A 16,598-nucleotide genomic window follows, 5' to 3' on the forward strand; every position below is an offset into this window, starting at 1 on the left:
CGCCCACCACCTCGAGCGGACGTCAGTCGGCCTGTCCGATGACGACGCGCGTCACACCGGTCCACCGGGACGGGTCGGTCGCGTCGCGGCCGTCGACGAGCACGCGGACCCCCGGGAGATCCTGAGGGCTGAGGTCGGCGTACTCCGCGTGGTCGGCCTGGAGGATGGCAGCGTCGACCGGTGAGCCGGCCTGGTAGGGCGGCAGGCCGAGGTCCTCCAGCTCGGCGTCGCTGTACAGCGGGTCGTGGACGACGGGGAGCGCGCCCGCTGCGCGCAGCGCGGCGACCGTGGGGAACACCCCGGAGAAGGCCGTCTCCTTGACCCCGCCGCGGTACGCGGCCCCGAGGACCACGACAGTGCGTCCCTCGAGCGAGCCGAGGGACGTCGTCAGGAGCGAGACGGCGTACTCGGGCATCGCGGCGTTGGCCTCGCGTGCGGCGCGCACGACCGTGGCTGCAGGGTCGTTGAACAGGTAGAGCCGCGGGTACACGGGGATGCAGTGGCCGCCGACGGCGATGCCGGGGCGGTGGATGTGGCTGTAGGGCTGCGAGTTCGACGCCTCGATCACGGTGTGGACGTTGATGCCGTGCTCGGCCGCGAACCGGCCGAACTGGTTCGCGAGCGCGATGTTGACGTCCCGGTACGTGGTCTCGGCGAGCTTGGCCATCTCGGCGGCCTCCGCCGAGCCCATGTCCCAGACGCCGTTGCCGCGAGGGAGGTCGGGACGCTCGTCGAAGTCGAGCACCGCCTCGTAGAACTCGATCGCCCGGGCGGTCCCGTCCGGGGAGAGCCCACCGACCAGCTTGGGGTACCGGCGGAGGTCGGCGAACACCCGCCCGGTGAGAACCCGCTCGGGTGAGAACACGAGGTGGAAGTCACTGCCCTCGGTCAGGCCGGACAGCTCCTCGATGAGCGGCTTCCAGCGCGTACGCGTCGTCCCGACGGGCAGCGTCGTCTCGTAGGAGATCAAGGTCCCGGGGGTGAGGTGCTCGGCGAGCGAGCGCGTCGCCGCGTCCATCCAGCCGAAGTCCGGCTGCCAGGTCGCGTCGTCGACGAAGAGCGGGACCACGATCACGACGGCGTCCGCCCCGGGGACGGCGTCGGCGTAGTCGGTGGTGGCACGCAGACGTCCGGCCGGCACGAGCTCCTCGAGCCTCTCCTGGAGTCCTGCCTCGCCGGGGAAGGGCTCGGTGGCCCCGTTGACGAGGTCGACCACCGACCGGTTCACGTCGACGCCGACGACCTCATGGCCCTTGGAGGCGAACTGGACGGCGAGCGGGAGACCGATCTTTCCCAGGGCGATGACTGCGATCTTCACGGGGCTACCTCGGGGGTCGTGGACGGCGTGGGGCCGATTCGGGCCGCACCTAGACTATCGGGCGGCCCGCTTCCCTTCGCGGGCGGAGAGACCCACAGGAAGGAACCGCGCGTGCGAGTCCTCAGCGTCGTCGGTGCACGTCCGCAGTTCGTGAAGCTCGCCCCCGTCGCGGAGGCCTTCGCCGCCGCTGGGGTCGACCACCGCATCGTGCACACCGGCCAGCACTACGACCCGGGGATGTCGGACGTGTTCTTCGCCGACCTCCGCATCCCGAAGCCCGACGTGAACCTGACGGTGGGATCAGCGAGCCACGGTGTCCAGACGGGGGCCATGCTCGGCGCGCTCGAGGAGGTGATGCTCCGTGAGCAGCCGGACTGGGTGCTCGTCTACGGGGACACCAACTCCACGCTGGCCGCTGCCCTCGCCGCCGTCAAGATCCACCTCCCCCTCGCACACCTCGAGGCGGGCCTTCGATCGTTCAACCGCAGGATGCCGGAGGAGCACAACCGGGTCCTCACCGATCACGCCGCCGACCTCCTCCTCGCGCCGACCGCGGTCGCGATGGACCACCTGGCCGAGGAGGGGCTCGCGCGGCGTTCCGTGCTCGTCGGCGACGTGATGACGGATGTGTGCCTCCGGGTGCGCGACGCCGTCCTCGCGGACCCACCGCCTCCTCCCGCGGGGCTCGCGCGGGGCGGGTACGTCGTGGCGACCATCCACCGAGCCGAGAACACCGACGACCCTCAGCGCCTCCGGGCAGTCGTCGCCTCCCTGGCGGGCCTGAGCGTGCCGGTCCTCCTGATGGCCCACCCCCGACTTCGTGCGCGGTGCCAGGAGCAGGGGATCGACCTCGAGAGCGGCTCCCTCCGCGTCGTCGACCCCCTGCCGTACCCGGGCATGGTCGCAGCGGTCCTGGGCTCGAGCGGTGTGGTGACCGACTCGGGCGGGTTGCAGAAGGAGGCCTTCCTCCTCCGCAGGCCCTGCACCACCCTGCGGACGGAGACCGAGTGGGTCGAGACGCTCGAGGGGCGGTGGAACGTCCTGGCGCCCGACCTGGTCGGGCTGGACGCGCTCGCGGCGCGGCCTGCGCCCGCGGAGCCCACGCTGCAGCCCTACGGGTCGGGCGACGCCGCCCGGCAGGTCGTGACAGCGCTCGGCACGTGAGGAGGTCGGCCTGAACAGGGACGACGACCCGTTCCTGACGCGCTGCGCCGAACGGGTCGGGCGACTGGGAGCGTCATGACGCACGCCCTAGGGTGAGGGCGTGCGTATCCTCCAGGCGCCTTCGAACATCGCGAACCAGGCGTGGCTCAATGCCGAGGCGCTCCGGGCGCGCGGCCATGAGGTGCACGTGTGGCAGTTCGGGCGCACGCGGTTCGCCTACCCCGCCGATCGCGTGTTCGAGGACGTCAGCAAGCCACGGACCATCGTGAACCTGCTCATGGAGGCGATGGCTCTCGAACCCGACGTCGTGCACTTCCACTACGCGAGGTCCCTCGTGCCGGCGGTGGGCGGGCTGCCGTGGCTCTGGGACCTCCCGGTCTGGAAGGCGCTCGGGGTCAAGGTCGTCATGTCCTTCCACGGCTCCGAGGTGCGGATCCCGCGGGTCGCGAAGGCGCTGGACCCTTGGAGCGCCTTCCACTTCGCCGACCTCCCCATCGACGAAGCGGCGATCGAGGACGCGCTGGCGGTGATCCGCACCTACGCGGACGCGACGACGGTGTCGAACGTCGCCAACCTCCCCTACGCGCCCGGGGCCACGTACCTCCCCCTCTCGGTGGACCTGACGGCGATCCCTCCCCATCCGCTGGCGGGCGGTGATCGCGTGCGTCCGGTGGTGGCGCACGCACCGAGCGCCCGTGGCCTCAAGGGGACGGAGTTCGTCCTCGACGCTTTCGACAGGCTGCGTGCTGAAGGGGTCGCTTTCGACATCGACCTCATCGAGGGCGTCACGAACAGCGAGGTGCTCGAGCGGTACGCGCGTGCCGACATCGTGGTGGAGAAGCTCGTCAACGAGGGCTTCGGTGTAGCGGCGCTCGAGGCCCTTGCCGTCGGACGGCCCGTCGTCTCGCGCGTGGCCGACGTCGTGCGTGATCGGCACCCGGACCTGCCGATCGTGGACGCGACGCCGGAGACCTTCGAGAAGGTGCTCCGGGGCCTGATCGTGGACCGTGGGGAGCGTCAGCGCCTCGCGGCGGCGGGTCGCCCGTACGTCGAGGCGAACCACGACATCTCCTTGACGGGCGTTCGGCTCGAGGAGGTCTACGCGGGGCCGGGCGTCCCGGCTCCCGTCGTCTTCCCAGGCTGGACGGTCCCGCAGCGGGACCGTGCGCTCGGCCAGGTGCGAGCACAGCTCGACGAGCTGAGGCTCGCGACGAGCCTGCGCGAGTCCCGTTCCGAGCAGGTGATGCGTGCACTCGAGAGAGAGGTCGGCACCCTCTCCGCGCGGAACCGCGAGCTCGAGCGTCAGCTCGTGGAAGCACGTCACGGGCTGGCCTACCGAGTCCGGCGCCGCCTGCGGCAGATCGGATCGGCGAGGTCTCGCTGATCGCGCAGCGCGAGCAGGCGCCTGGCGCGTCGCTGCCGGCGCGTACGACCTCGTGCCTGCGGTTCAAGTGGTGCGGCTTCGTGCCGATGACTCAGGGGCGACGCGACCGCACGACCTCTCCGGGCACAGATGGCCCCGGGCGACATGACGTGGTGCACTCGACCGTCGCTCGACGACACCTCAGGGGGAGGCCACCTTGTCCGCAACCGCATCGAGCCGCCGTACGGTCGGGCTCGTCGTCGTCACCTGTGCACTGCTCACCCTGAGCCCGGGGCCTGCGCTCGCGGCCGCGCCGGAGCCCGTCGACACCGCAGGAACCGACGCGGCAGAACACGCGGCTGCGGAAGCCGAGGCAACGGATCTCCCTGCCGCAGCGGCGGATCCGGACGGCGCGTCGGAGCCGACGGCCGCGCCCGTCCCCCCGGTGCCGGACCCTCAGCCCGAGCCCGAGGACGCGCAGACGCCGGGCGAGATCGTCGCTGATGTCGAGGCGCCGGACGCTGGTCAGCTCGCGATGCTGCGGGTGCCGGCCGCGCCCACGAAGGCGCTCCCGAGCATCCTGGACCGCCACCCGGGGATGCAGTACACGGTCTCGTGCGACCCGGTGAACCGCCCCGGTGTGGTGGCGTTCGCGGGACTGCTGACGACGCACTACGGCAAGACGCGTCACCACATGTCACGTGCGTGCAAGGCGGGGGACCGGAGCCAGCACTACGACGGGCGTGCGCTCGACTGGACGCTCAACGCCTACGACGCCGGGGACAAGGCCATCGGGGACTCGGTCAACGCGTGGCTCACGGCGAACAACGGCGCGATCGCGAAGCGCTTCGGCCTCATGTACATCATCTGGAACCGCAAGATCTGGTACGTCCACCGGCCCGGCGCGTGGGAGGCCTACAGCGGGCCCAGCCCGCACACGGACCACATCCACTTCAGCTTCACCTGGGACGGTGCGATGAAGCGCACGTCGTGGTGGACCTCGGTTCCCGTGGCGACGCCCGACCAGGGCACGTGCCGCGTGTACACGGGTCAGTACGCGCCCCGCTACAGCGGGCGTCGTACCTCGCCCTGCCCGACGACGTCGCCGGCCCCGCCCTCTCCCTACCCGGTGTACCTCCCGGGGGCGGTCCACTCGAACATCGCGACGGCTCAGGCCTCGCTCGGCCTCACCGGCCCTGCCGTGGACGGCGTGTTCGGGTCGGCCACCTTGAGCGCCCTCCTCGCGCACCAGCGTCGGCTCGGCCTGCCCGTGACCGGCGTGCTCGACAACGCCACGTGGCTGAGCCTCGACGCGGTGAAGCCCAAGCCGCCCTTCGCGCAGATCGTCGCCAGCCGGGACGTGACGGCCGACGGCCGCGCGGACGTCGTCGCCGTCGACTCGGTGGGCAGGCTGCACGTGTACCCCGGGGCGGGCAACGGTGGCTTCTCCCGGGTCCGGCCCTTCGGTCTCGGCTGGCGGGACATGCAGGTGCACGCCCCCGGGGACTGGGACGGCGACAAGGTCTCCGACCTCGTGGCGGTCGACGCCTCGGGCGTGCTCTGGCTCTACCCCGGCGACGGCAGGGGAGGGTTCGGCGGACGGGAGCGGATCGGTCACGGATGGACCGGCTTCCGCATCGTCCCCGCAGGCGACGTCGACGGGAACGGGACCGCTGACCTGCTCGCGATCGACGCCGCCCAGCGGCTGTGGCTCTACCCGGGCGACGGACGTGGTGGCTTCGGTGCCCGGAGGGCCGCCGGCCACGGCTGGGGCGGGTTCGACCTGTACGCCGCGGGCGACATGAACCGTGACGGCCGCGCGGACATCCTGAGCATCGACGGCGCCGGCGTGCTCTGGTACTACGCCGGGCGCGGAAATGGCGCATTCTCCCAGCGTGTGCGCGCCGGTCACGGCTGGACCGGATTCACGTTCGCCTCGGGCGCCGATTTCAACGGTGACCGGCTCAACGACCTGTTGGGGCGCGACGGACGGGGCCGGCTCTGGTTCTACTCGGCTCGTGGGCCTGCCCGGTTTGCGGCAAAGGTGCAGGTCGGAGCGGGGTGGTGACGCTGAGGCGGCGCGCTACGCCACCCGTGTGAAATGCGTCACAGACCTGTGGGGCTTTTTATCCCAATTCGGACATGCGCCGCTTTTCGCTCGTCACCCGTCTAGGTGAAGAATCTCCTGGCTGCTACGTTCCGGCGGCATGAGACGATTGTCGTTCGCGCTGGCTGTGGTATTGGGGGCAGGCCTGATGGTGGCCGCGCCGGCCGCACCAGCGCATGCGGCGAGCCTCACCACGTCCCAGTACGAGGCCCAGATCGTGGGGTCCGTGAACGCGGCCCGAGAGCGCGCCGGGCTCGCCCCTCTCACCGTCAGCGTCAAGGTGGCGACGGTCGCGCGAGGGTGGTCGCAGACCATGGCGTCGAGCGGCTCCTTCCGTCACAACCCGTCCTACGCCTCCCAGATGCCCTCGGGCTGGTCGGCTGCGGGGGAGAACGTGGCGTACGGGTACACCACGGTGGGGCAGTACTCGCCGGCCACGATCCACGAGAACCTCATGGGCTCCTCGGGCCACCGGGCCAACATCCTGAAGAGCTCGTACACCCACCTCGGTGTCGGTGTCGCCTTCGTCGAGCGGGGAGGGAAGAGCTACGTCTACGTGACCCAGAACTTCGGCGCCTACCCGGCCGCCGCCGCTCCCGACGGGCCGACCGTGAGCGCCTCGACCCCGTTCGAGCAGGTCGTGCTCACCCCCGACGTCACCGGCGACCCGTACGACGACCTGTTCGCGGTCGACTCGTCGGGGAGGCTGTTCACCTACGCGGGTCGGTCCGACGGCTCGGTCCGCGCCGTGCGTTCCCTGGGCACAGGATGGTCGGCCTACGACGTCCACGCCCCGGGCGACTGGGACGGTGACGGTCGCGCCGACCTCGTCGCCGTGGACGGCTCAGGTGTGCTGTGGCTCTACCGCGGTGCGGGCGGCGGCGCGGTCGGCGCCCGGACGAAGATCGGCCACGGCTGGAGCAGCTTCCGGATCATCCCCGCCGGCGACGTCAACGGTGACCGCGCGGCCGACCTGCTCGCGATCGACTCGGCGGAGCGGCTGTGGCTCTACCCGGGCGACGGTCGTGGCGGCTTCCGCGCGCGGCTGCAGGTGGGCAACGGCTGGGGCGGGTTCGTGCTGCACGCAGCGGGCGACCTCACGCGTGACGGCCGTGCGGACATCGTCGGCATCGACGAGGCCGGGAGGCTGTTCTTCTACGCGGGACGTGGCAAGGGCTACTTCCGCCAGCGTGTCCAGGTCGGTCACGGCTGGAGCGGTTACACGTTCACCTCGGGTGGCGACGTCAACGCGGACGGCCTCGGTGACCTCGTCGGGCGCGACCCGCAGGGGCGTCTGTGGTTCTACGCCGGTCGTCAGGGTGGCACCTTCGCGATGAAGACGCAGATCGGTCGGGGCTGGTAGCGGGACGGCACTCAAGGTGTCGCCCGGGTATGCCGATGACGGGGTGACCACGGCCATCCTGTGGCGCCCACCGCGGCCCCGCCGCCCGAGAAGAAGGAGCGGGCATGGTGCGTCGCCGCCTCATCGCCGTCCTGTCCACCGCCGTCCTCGCCGCGACCGCCCTGCCGGGAACCTCTCCCTCGGCGGCTGCGGCAGCCGGAGCCTCCGGGGCGGACCAGGCCGCGACCGTCGTCGGCGAGGTCGAGCGTTTCACGCTCGAGCTGCGCGACCGCACGACGCTCGACCTGACCGTCGTGCGCACGGAGGACGGGGGCGCGGTCGCCGTCGACGAAGCGGCTCTCGCCGACGTCGCCTCGGGGACCGTGGTCGAGGCGGATCTCGTGGACCTCCCCGACCCGGGCGCGGCCGTCACCGACGCCGACGCCGTCGCCCAGGTCGCCGCCGTCGAGGTGGTGGCCACCACGCACGCGGCAGGGGCGGCCGCCGACGCAGCGTTCGCCGAGATCCGGACCGCCGACCGCCCGGTCTACATGATGACCTCGCGCATCGGTGCACAGGCGAGTGACGCCGTGACGCCCTCGGTGCTGCGCACGGAGCTGGTCGAACGCGTGGCGCCCTACTGGGACGACTCGACCGACGGCGCCGTCCGGTTCACCGAGGGTGCCGCCTTCGAGGCGGACGCGTACACGGGCTGGGGGAGCACGGCGGACTGCGGCCTGGACAAGGTCGTGGCGTTCCTCGACTGGAGCGTCGCGCAGGCGGGTACGGGTCCGGTGGTGTGGACCGGGCGCCACACGGTCGTGTACACGCCGGCGCTCGCCGCGTGCCCCTTCGAGGGGATCGCGAACGTCGCGGACGGCGGTGCCGCGTGGATCAACGGTGCGGACGGTGAGTTCCGGTGGTACACGATGGCGCACGAGCTCGGCCACACCCTCACGCTGGGGCACTCGAGCTCACGCGTGCACTGCGACGGCGGCCGCGCGGACGGGACGGGGCTGCAGTGCGACGGGACGGAGTACGGCGACGCCTACGACGTGATGGGCGTCGCGTACCAGACGGAGCCGACGCTGAACGCCGGCCCCGTGAGCGGCGCTCATCTCGACACGATGGGGCTCCTCGACACGACGAACACGGCCTTCGCCGCCGCGGGTGCGGTCGTCACCCTCGCCCCGGTCGGCTCGGGGGCCGGCAAGCGTTTCGTCCGCTTCAGCACCGGGGGCACGACCTACTACGTCGAGTACCGTGCCGCGACCGGCCGGGACGCGGACCTTGCGACCTCACGCGCCGGCTGCCCGTTCTCGCCCTGCACCGTGACGCGCTTCGAGCCGGGCGTGGTCGTGCGGCGGGTGGACGAGACCGGCCTCGGGGCCGACACCTACCTGCTCGACGCGGCCGTCGAGGATCCCGCCTCGAGCCCGACGGACCCCTACTTCGTCGTCGAGCCGGGCCGGAGCTTCGTGACCGCCGACGGCAGGATCCGTGTGACGGTGACGTCGGCGAGCGCCTCTGGTGCCACGGTCAACCTCGTCAACGCGCAGGCTCCGACCACGCCCTTCCGCAGCCTGGTGGCCAGCCCCGACCTCACGGGTGACCGGGTCGGGGACCTGCTCGGTGTCGACGGCGACGGAGTGCTGTTCCTCTACCCGGGCCGCGGAGACGGACGGGTGGCGTCTCCCACCAAGTTCGGTGGCGGCTGGGACGCCTACGAGGTCCACGCTCCCGGTGACTGGAACGGCGACGGCCGAGGGGACCTCGTCGCCGTCGATGCCGCAGGGAAGCTCTGGCTGTACCCGGGCAACGGACGAGGAGGCTTCCTCTCCAGGTCCCAGATCGGCAACGGGTGGACGACCTTCCGCATCGTCCCGGCAGGGGACATGAACGCCGACGGCAGGACGGACCTCCTGGCGATCGACTCGTCGCACCGCCTGTGGCTCTACCCCGGCGACGGGCGAGGTGGGTTCACTCCCCGCATCCAGGTGGGCAACGGCTGGGACGGGTACGACCTGTACGCCGCTGGCGACGCCAACGGCGACGGCCGCGCGGACATCCTCAGCGTCGATGCCGCGGGTCAGCTCTTCTACTACGCGGGCAAGGGCGGGGGCTACTTCTACGGTCGGGTGAAGGCCGGGCACGGCTGGACCGGCTACGAGTTCGCGTCGGGCGCGGACTTCAACCGGGACGGACGGGCCGACCTCATGGGCCGCGACTCGAACGGCCGCCTGTGGTTCTACGCGGGCCGTGGGCCGGGCAGGTTCGCGATGAAGGTGCTCGTGGGCCAGGGCTTCTGACGACGACGGGGCGGGAGCGGCTCCGGCCGCTCCCGCCCCGTCGCGCCGTCCCGCGGTCAGCCGAGGTTCTGGGTGGCTCCCGTGCGGGCGGAGGTCAGCACCGCGTCGGCGACGCGGACCGTCGCCAGGCCCTGCTCCATCGTGACGATGTCCGCGTCCTTGCCGAGCACCGCGTCGCGGAACGCCTCGTGCTCGGTGCGCAGCGGCTCGGGCTTGGGGATCGCGAAGCGCACGATGTCGCCCTCGCTCACGCCGCGGAATCCGGCGAGCGACTCCCACGTGGTCTCGACCGTGCCGTTCGCGAAGAACGTCAGGTCCGCCGTGAGGGTGTCCGCGACGAACGCGCCTCGCTCGCCCGTCACGACCGTCATGCGCTCCTTGAGCGGCGACAGCCAGTTCACCAGGTGGCTCGTGACGGTGTCGTCGGCCAGCTTGCCGACGACGGCCACGAGGTCCTCGTGCTCACGGCCGCTCTTGAGCGCCGTCTGCGCCGCGACCGACACGAACCTCTGCTGCGTGACCCACGCCGTGAGGTCGATGTCGTGCGTGGCGAGGTCCTTGACCACACCGACGTCCGCGATACGGGCCGGGAAGGGACCCTGCCGGCGCGTCACGACCTGGTAGACGTCGCCCAGCTCGCCGGCCGCGAGGCGAGAGCGCAGGCTCTGCAGCGCGGGGTTGTAGCGCTCGATGTGGCCGACGGCCCCGACGAGGCCCGCCTTCGTGAACGCCTCGGCGACGCGCTCGGCCGACGGGACGTCGGGCGCCAGCGGCTTCTCGATCATCGCGTGGATGCCGGCCTCGGCGAGCGCGAGACCCACCTGCTCGTGGAACCGCGTGGGGACCGCGACCATCGCGTAGTCGACACCCGCGTCGATCAGGTGCTGGACGTCGCCGCCCACCTCGAGCGCACCGGCGACGCCGTGCGGGTCGCCGCCCGGGTCCGCGACCGCGACCAGGTCCACGCCCGGCAGCGACTTGAGGACACGGGCGTGGTGACGCCCCATCATCCCGAGGCCGATGAGGCCTGCGCGCAGGTTCGCCATCACGCACCCGCCTTCGCGAGCGTGTTGACCGCGGCGACGACGCGCTCGAGGTCCTCCTGGCTCAGCGCCGGGTGGACCGGCAGCGACAGCACCTCGGCGCACGCCTTCGCGGTCTCGGGCAGCTCGTACTCGTAGCCGAACGACGGCAGCTGGTGGTTGGGGATCGGGTAGTAGACGCCCGAGCCGACGCCGTGCTCCGAGGCGAGTGCGGCGGCGAAGCCGTCGCGGTCCTGCGGGACGCGGATCGTGTACTGGTGGTAGACGTGCGTCGCGCCGTCGGCCACGTGGGGCACGACGACGCCCTCGAGGTTGCCCGAGAGGAACGCGGCGTTCTGCTGACGCTGCTCCGTCCACGCGGGGAGCTTGGTGAGCTGCACGCGGCCGATGGCGGCGTGCACGTCCGTCATCCGCACGTTGAAGCCCACGACCTCGTTCTCGTAGCGCTTCTCCATGCCCTGGTTGCGCAGCACCTGGACCTTGCGGACGAGCTCCGGCGTGGCGCACGACACCATGCCGCCCTCACCGGAGGTCATGTTCTTGGTCGGGTAGAGGCTGAACATGCCGAACGAGCCGAACGAGCCGACGGGCGCGCCCTGCCACGTGGCGCCGTGCGCCTGCGCGGCGTCCTCGAACAGCTGCAGGCCCTTGGCCTCCGCGAGCGCGCCGAGCGCCGTGACGTCGGCCGGGTGGCCGTACAGGTGCACGGGCATGATGCCGACGGTGCGCTCGGTGATCGCGGCCTCGACCGACGCGGGGTCAAGGCAGTACGTCGCCGGGTCGATGTCCGCGAACACCGGGGTGGCACCGGTGAGGGCGACCGAGTTGGCGGTCGCGGCGAAGGTGAACGAGGGGACGATCACCTCGTCGCCCGCGCCCACGCCGGCGGCGAGCAGACCCATGTGCAGGCCCGCGGTGCCCGAGCTGACGGCGACGCACGCGCGCCCGCCCACCAGCTGCTCGGCGAACTCGCGCTCGAACGCGGCGACCTCGGGGCCCTGGGCGATCATGCCGCTGCGCAGGACGCGGTCGACGGCCTCGCGCTCCTCGTCGCCGATCAGCGGCTTGGCCGCGGGGATCATGCTCGGGCTGCTCATGCGTCATCCTCCTCAGCGGTGGCCGGCGCGGTCAGCGCGAGCACACCCTCGGTCTCCTCGTACAGGTCCCCTGTGGTGGGGCAGCGCCAGGTCCCGGCGCCGAGGTCCTCGAGCGGGACGCCCGCCCGGCCGACCCACTTGATGCGGCGCGCCGGGACACCCGCCACCAGGGCGAAGTCCGGGACGTCGCGGGTCACCACGGATCCGGCGGCCACCGTGGCCCACCGCCCCACGGTCACGGGTGCGACGCACACGGCGCGCGCCCCGATCGACGCACCCTCGCGGATGGTCACCCCCACGGGCTCCCAGTCGTGCGCGCTCTTGAGCGAGCCGTCCGGGTTCACCGCGCGCGGGAACGTGTCGTTGGTCAGCACCACGGCCGGGCCGATGAAGACGCCGTCGCCCAGCTCGGCCGGCTCGTACACGAGCGCGTAGTTCTGCACCTTGCAGTTGTCACCCATGCGCACGCCGGTGCCGATGTAGGCGCCGCGGCCCACGATGCAGCCCTCGCCCATCCGGACGTCCTCGCGCACCTGGGCGAGGTGCCAGACCGAGGAGCCGTCCCCGATCTGCGCGCTCTCGGCGACGTCGGCGGAGTCCACGATTCGTACGGTCAAGTTCTCGCATCCCCTGTCGTGGTGGGCGGTCGGCGGTCGCCGACCACGTGCAGCCTACCCAGCACCGGGCACTCGTCCTGGGTCGAAAGGTGCCCGCTCACCGCGACGCGCGCCACACCGCGAGCGCGGCCAGGCTCAGACCGTCCGTGAGCGTCCCCTCGCGCACGAGCTCGTCGAGCTGCGCGACCGGCACCCAGTGCCGCGCATCCACCTCACCGTCGGCCGACGGTGAGGCGTCGGGCCCGGTGGGCGCGAGGTGCACCTCGACGACGGCGACCGTCCCTGCGAGGAGCCCCGAGTCCGGCCAGACCGTCCCCAGCACGCGCGCGGACGCCGTCGGGAGCCCGGTCTCCTCGTGCACCTCGCGAGCCGCGGTCGCGGCGCCGTCCGCGTCACCGGCGTCCGCGAGGCCGCGCGGGAGCTCCCAGAGCACGCGGCCGACCGCGGGGCGCCACTGGCGGACGAGGAGCACCTGGTCGTCGCGCACCACGACCGCGACGGCGCCCGGCCTGCCGTCGGCGAGCACGAGGCGGTGCTGGGCCCAGCGACGGCCGCCGCGCTCGACGTCGTCGAGCACGAGCTCGACACGCGGCGGGCCCTCCCAGTGGTAGACGACGCGGCTCGCGCGCACCCGCCCACCGCCGTCCGTGGGTGTGGTCCCCACGCGTTCAGTCACGACGGAGGCCCGGCACGTGGAGGTAGGCGCGCATGCGCGAGGGGCGCGTGCGGTGGAGCTCGACGACGTCGACCGCGGGGATCGCGACGAGCACCGTGACCGCCGTCGCCAGGCCGGTCCACAGCCCCGCCCACGAGGTCGCGACGGTGGAGACGAGGGCCGCGACGACCGCGGGCGCCGCGGCGAGGACGAGACGGCGGTACGCGTCGCGACGATCGCCGTGCAGGTCGAGCTGGTCGTCGGCCGCGCGGATCGCGTACCCGAGCGCGTCGGCCGTGCGCTGCCCGGGCGCGTGCACCCACGCCGCGACGGCGTCGCGTGCGCGGTGCCTCAAGGTCGCGTAGGCGGCGCCGGGCATCGCGCCGAGGATCTCCACCGAGCGGCCCTCGAGGCGGATCGCGTCGGCCGGCGTGGGCGCCGCCTCGCCGTCGCCGATCGTGGGCGACGCCGGCCCGAGCCTGAGCCACGTCGCCTCGTGCTGCGCGGCGAGCGCGCGGAAGTACGCCTCGACCCACCACTGCTCGACCGCGCGCCGCGCGTCGGGCGTGAGCCGACCGTCCGTGCGGGTCAGGAGGGCGCGCAGGTCCGAGCGCCGGGTGCAGGCCCGGGCCGCGCCCAGCACGTCGCCGGGCACGGCGGTGGGAGCCGCACCCGCACCGTCGAGCGCCGCGAGGTGCTCGGGCAGTGCGTAGCGGGCCGGGTCCCACCGGTGCACGGGCACCCGCCCGCGGCGTGCGGCCGAGACCCATGCGGCCCACGACTCCGCGAGGGCGAGGTGCTCGCCCGACGGGCCGCCCGTGACGGGCCCGCCGTCGGACGCGCCCTCGAGGAGGGCGGCGAGGACGAACGGGACGTCGTCGGACGTGCACCGCGCGAGGTCGCCGGGGTCGTGCCCGCGCAGGCTCCCGCCCGGGAGCGGCGCGACGCCGAAGGACGTGAGGCAGGACCACTCGAAGCCCGTGAGCAGCCCCGTGCGGCGGTCGAGGGCCATCGCGCGCAGGGCCTCGCCCAGGTCGTCGTCGCGCGCCACGACGTGGAACGGCGCGCGCTCGATCGAGGCCCGCCCCAGCAGCCGTTCGACGCCGTCCGGTCCCGCGTGCAGCAGCCACGCCCCGTCGAGCACCTGGTTGTCCGTGAGCAGCACGGTGTCGCTGAACAGGTCGGCGGTCCGCAGCACGCCCGCGAACCAACGGCGGGACGCCGGGTCCACGGCCCCCACGGCGTCGAGGGCGGGCGCCGTCCCGCGCGAGGGGGCGTCGGGCCCGGGGGCGCCACGCCAGCGGTCCGCCTGGTGGAGCGTGTCGAGGTCGAGCACGAGGGTGCGGCTCGTGGTCGTGCCGGGTCCGCCCTGCGGCTCGCCGCGCGTCCGCCCGGCCCGCACCGTGCTCACGTGCTCACGCCGTCGTGCGCTCGGACGCCACGAGACGCTCGCGGCGGGCGGGATCCGCCGCGAGGCCGGCGCTCACCTCGGGGTCGCACAGCACGAGCGAGCCGTCGGCCGCGTACACCGCCAGGGCGGTCCCGAGCACCGACGCCGCCGACGTGTCCCCGGTGGTCTCGAGCAGCAGCCGCGAGCCCGGCTCGTCGGTCGGCCGCCCCGCTGTCGCTGTGCCCGCCCAGTCCGGCAGGTCGGCGTGCGGGACGACGTCGTCGTCGGTGGCCAGTGCGGGGGCCGCCGGGTCGACCGCCGGGAGCCACGTGAGCGCGTCCGGGTAGGTCATGACGGCCGAGGCGGCGTCGACCGCGCCGGGGGGCAGGTGACCGTCGAACGCGCGCGCGAGCGCGGGCAGCGCGACCGCGACCACGTCCACGCCCGCCGGGGCGTCGTCAGGTCGGTGCGTGACGAGCAGGTCGACGTCGTCGGCCGAGCCGAGCACGACGCAACCGCCCGCGCGCCACACCCCGAGCGCCCACACCACGGTGCGCCAGTGCGGTGGGAGGTCGAGGCGCACGCGCGAGCCGGGGCCCACGTCGTACTCCTCGAGCAGCAGGTTGGTGGTCTTGGTGACCCAGTTGTCGAGCACGTGGCCCGAGAGCTCGATGCGCTCGCCTGCCGGGCCGTACCAGGTGAGCCGCGGGCGGCCCGGATCGGCGACGAGCAGGGAGAGCAGAGCGGCGACGTCCATGGGGCGAGCCTAGGCGCGGGCGTCGGCGCCGGTGTCCACCGTCTCCCGACGCTTCTGCCGGGCGAAGCGCGCCGGCAGGTCGGGGCCGTCCCACACCTGGATCGCGCGCCACACCGACGCCGCGATCGGCACGGCGAGCACGGCACCCGTGATGCCCGCGAGCACCGTCCCGGCGGTCAGCGCGACGAGGATCACCAGGGGGTGCAGGCGCAGCGCACGGCCCATGACCACGGGCTGCAGCAGGTCGCCCTCGAGCTGGTTGACCGCGACGACGATCGCGACCACGACGAGCGCCTCGACCGGGCCCACCGCCACGAGCGCGACGAGGGCGGCGAGGATCCCCGCGAGCGTCGCACCCACCAGCGGGATGAACGCCAGGAGGAACACGAGCGCCGCGAGCGGGATCACCAGCGGCACGCCGACGATCGCGAGGCCGATGCCGATCGCGACCGCGTCCACCGCGGCCACCACCGCGGTGCCGCGCACGTACCCGCCGAGCGAGTCGATGGTCACGTCGCCCACGCGTCGTCCGCGCTCGTAGCCGCGCCCCTCGAACGGGCGCAGCGCGAACTCCCACAGCCGCGGCCCGTCCTTGAGGAAGAAGAACAGGACGACGACCATGATGAAGAAGCCCGCGACGAAGTCCGCCGTCTGGGACACCCCCGCGATCGCGCCCGAGCCCACGGCGTCGGACTGCAGCAGGCCGGTGACGGACTCCTGCACCGACGCGAGCTGCTCCTCCGAGATGTCGAACGGCAGCCCGCGCACGTACTCCTGGAGCTCGGCGAAGCCGTCGAGCGCCTGGTCGCGCAGCTCGTCCCACTGGTCCGTGACCGCGCGCACCACGAGCCACACCACCGCCGCAAGCACCGCGAGCAGGGTCAGCAGCGCGATCCATGTGGCGAGCAGGGACGGCAGGCCGCGCCGGCGCAGCGCCGAGACCAGCGGGGAGATGGCGGCCGCGAGCACGAGGGCGATGAGCACCGGGATGACCACGAGCGTGAGCTGCGTCAGCACGAACACGGCGACGGCGGCGAGGGCGAGCACCGCGAGCACCTGGACCGAGCGCGTCGCGACCCTGCCGAGGCCGTCGGTCCAGAGGGCGCCCGGGCCCGGGCGTGCGCCGCGCACCGACGGGGCCGGGGGAGTGGCGCGCCTCGGCGGAGGGCTGGGACGGCGGCGGAACAGGCTCATGCGGGTCCTCCCTGCGGTCGTGGGGACGACGCTACGGCGAGGGGCCGCACCCCGCGCGTCGCGGTCCTCCGAGCAGGGCCGGCCACGGTTCCGGGCGGGTCGGGACTGCGCCGATCGGGTGACCGCCGGTGTGGCCAGTGGGACGTGCGTCCGATTTCACCCGATCTCCGCGAGACGGGCACGTCGCTCTAGCACAGGCCCGCTTGACGGGGGCGGATGACACGCGTGTAATTCTTGCCATG

Annotated in this window: 13 protein-coding genes; 5 read left to right on the plus strand and 8 right to left on the minus strand. The window is 73.0% G+C overall.

The window, feature by feature from the left end:
- Positions 1-22: 22 nt before the first annotated feature.
- Complete coding sequence (locus GXB85_RS10260; protein WP_161917564.1) at positions 23-1,318, minus strand: nucleotide sugar dehydrogenase; 1,296 nt, start codon at positions 1,316-1,318, stop codon at positions 23-25.
- A 111-nt stretch (positions 1,319-1,429) separates the two neighbouring features.
- On the opposite strand from GXB85_RS10260, the gene wecB reads away from it, so the two are divergent.
- The 5 genes from wecB (at position 1,430) to GXB85_RS10285 (ending at position 9,603) form a co-directional block, all read left to right on the plus strand.
- The gene (wecB, locus tag GXB85_RS10265; protein ID WP_161917565.1) at positions 1,430-2,482 is read left to right on the plus strand and encodes a non-hydrolyzing UDP-N-acetylglucosamine 2-epimerase; all 1,053 of its coding nucleotides are present in this window, start codon (positions 1,430-1,432) and stop codon (positions 2,480-2,482) included.
- Positions 2,483-2,582: 100 nt separating this feature from the next.
- Positions 2,583-3,866, plus strand: coding sequence for a glycosyltransferase family 4 protein (locus GXB85_RS10270; protein ID WP_161917566.1), 1,284 nt, complete (start codon positions 2,583-2,585; stop codon positions 3,864-3,866).
- A gap of 196 nt (positions 3,867-4,062) precedes the next feature.
- Positions 4,063-5,913: an FG-GAP-like repeat-containing protein gene (locus GXB85_RS10275; protein WP_161917567.1), complete on the plus strand. Its 1,851-nt coding sequence runs from the start codon at positions 4,063-4,065 to the stop codon at positions 5,911-5,913.
- Between the two features lie 139 nt (positions 5,914-6,052).
- The gene (locus GXB85_RS10280; protein ID WP_161917568.1) at positions 6,053-7,315 is read left to right on the plus strand and encodes an FG-GAP-like repeat-containing protein; all 1,263 of its coding nucleotides are present in this window, start codon (positions 6,053-6,055) and stop codon (positions 7,313-7,315) included.
- A gap of 104 nt (positions 7,316-7,419) precedes the next feature.
- A complete protein-coding gene (locus GXB85_RS10285) occupies positions 7,420-9,603 on the plus strand; it encodes an FG-GAP-like repeat-containing protein (RefSeq protein ID WP_161917569.1) in 2,184 nt (727 codons plus the stop codon).
- 56 nt (positions 9,604-9,659) lie between these two features.
- Here the strand turns inward: GXB85_RS10285 and GXB85_RS10290 are convergent, their stop codons facing one another.
- The 7 genes from GXB85_RS10290 to GXB85_RS10320 all read right to left on the minus strand — a co-directional run bounded on the left by GXB85_RS10290 (position 9,660) and on the right by GXB85_RS10320 (position 16,356).
- Positions 9,660-10,649: a Gfo/Idh/MocA family protein gene (locus GXB85_RS10290; protein WP_161917570.1), complete on the minus strand. Its 990-nt coding sequence runs from the start codon at positions 10,647-10,649 to the stop codon at positions 9,660-9,662.
- Positions 10,649-11,743, minus strand: a complete 1,095-nt coding sequence (locus GXB85_RS10295) for a DegT/DnrJ/EryC1/StrS aminotransferase family protein (RefSeq protein ID WP_202627821.1) — start codon at positions 11,741-11,743, stop codon at positions 10,649-10,651. The genes GXB85_RS10290 and GXB85_RS10295 overlap by 1 nt, the downstream gene beginning before the upstream one ends.
- Positions 11,740-12,360 (minus strand): acyltransferase, encoded by a 621-nt coding sequence (locus GXB85_RS10300; RefSeq protein ID WP_161917571.1) that lies wholly within the window; start codon positions 12,358-12,360, stop codon positions 11,740-11,742. Before GXB85_RS10300 ends, GXB85_RS10295 begins: the two co-directional genes overlap by 4 nt.
- Positions 12,361-12,457: 97 nt before the next feature.
- A complete protein-coding gene (locus GXB85_RS10305; protein ID WP_370524153.1) occupies positions 12,458-13,024 on the minus strand; it encodes an NUDIX hydrolase in 567 nt (188 codons plus the stop codon).
- A gap of 4 nt (positions 13,025-13,028) precedes the next feature.
- Positions 13,029-14,426, minus strand: coding sequence for a hypothetical protein (locus tag GXB85_RS10310; RefSeq protein WP_161917572.1), 1,398 nt, complete (start codon positions 14,424-14,426; stop codon positions 13,029-13,031).
- A 4-nt stretch (positions 14,427-14,430) separates the two neighbouring features.
- Positions 14,431-15,162 carry a TIGR03089 family protein gene (locus tag GXB85_RS10315; protein WP_161917573.1) on the minus strand — a complete coding sequence of 244 codons (732 nt, stop codon included), beginning with the start codon at positions 15,160-15,162 and terminating at the stop codon, positions 14,431-14,433.
- Between the two features lie 9 nt (positions 15,163-15,171).
- A complete protein-coding gene (locus GXB85_RS10320) occupies positions 15,172-16,356 on the minus strand; it encodes an AI-2E family transporter (RefSeq protein ID WP_161917574.1) in 1,185 nt (394 codons plus the stop codon).
- Positions 16,357-16,598: the final 242 nt, after the last annotated feature.

The sequence above is a fragment of the Cellulomonas sp. APG4 genome (assembly GCF_009996735.1).
GTDB lineage: Bacteria > Actinomycetota > Actinomycetes > Actinomycetales > Cellulomonadaceae > Actinotalea.

Coding starts and splice junctions, on each gene's coding strand:
- GXB85_RS10315 (WP_161917573.1), bottom strand. CDS start 15,162: ATGGACGTCGCCGCTCTGCTCTCCCTGCTCGTCGCCGATCCGGGCCGC.
- GXB85_RS10320 (WP_161917574.1), bottom strand. CDS start 16,356: ATGAGCCTGTTCCGCCGCCGTCCCAGCCCTCCGCCGAGGCGCGCCACT.
- GXB85_RS10290 (WP_161917570.1), bottom strand. CDS start 10,649: ATGGCGAACCTGCGCGCAGGCCTCATCGGCCTCGGGATGATGGGGCGT.
- GXB85_RS10285 (WP_161917569.1), top strand. CDS start 7,420: ATGGTGCGTCGCCGCCTCATCGCCGTCCTGTCCACCGCCGTCCTCGCC.
- GXB85_RS10280 (WP_161917568.1), top strand. CDS start 6,053: ATGAGACGATTGTCGTTCGCGCTGGCTGTGGTATTGGGGGCAGGCCTG.
- GXB85_RS10295 (WP_202627821.1), bottom strand. CDS start 11,743: ATGAGCAGCCCGAGCATGATCCCCGCGGCCAAGCCGCTGATCGGCGAC.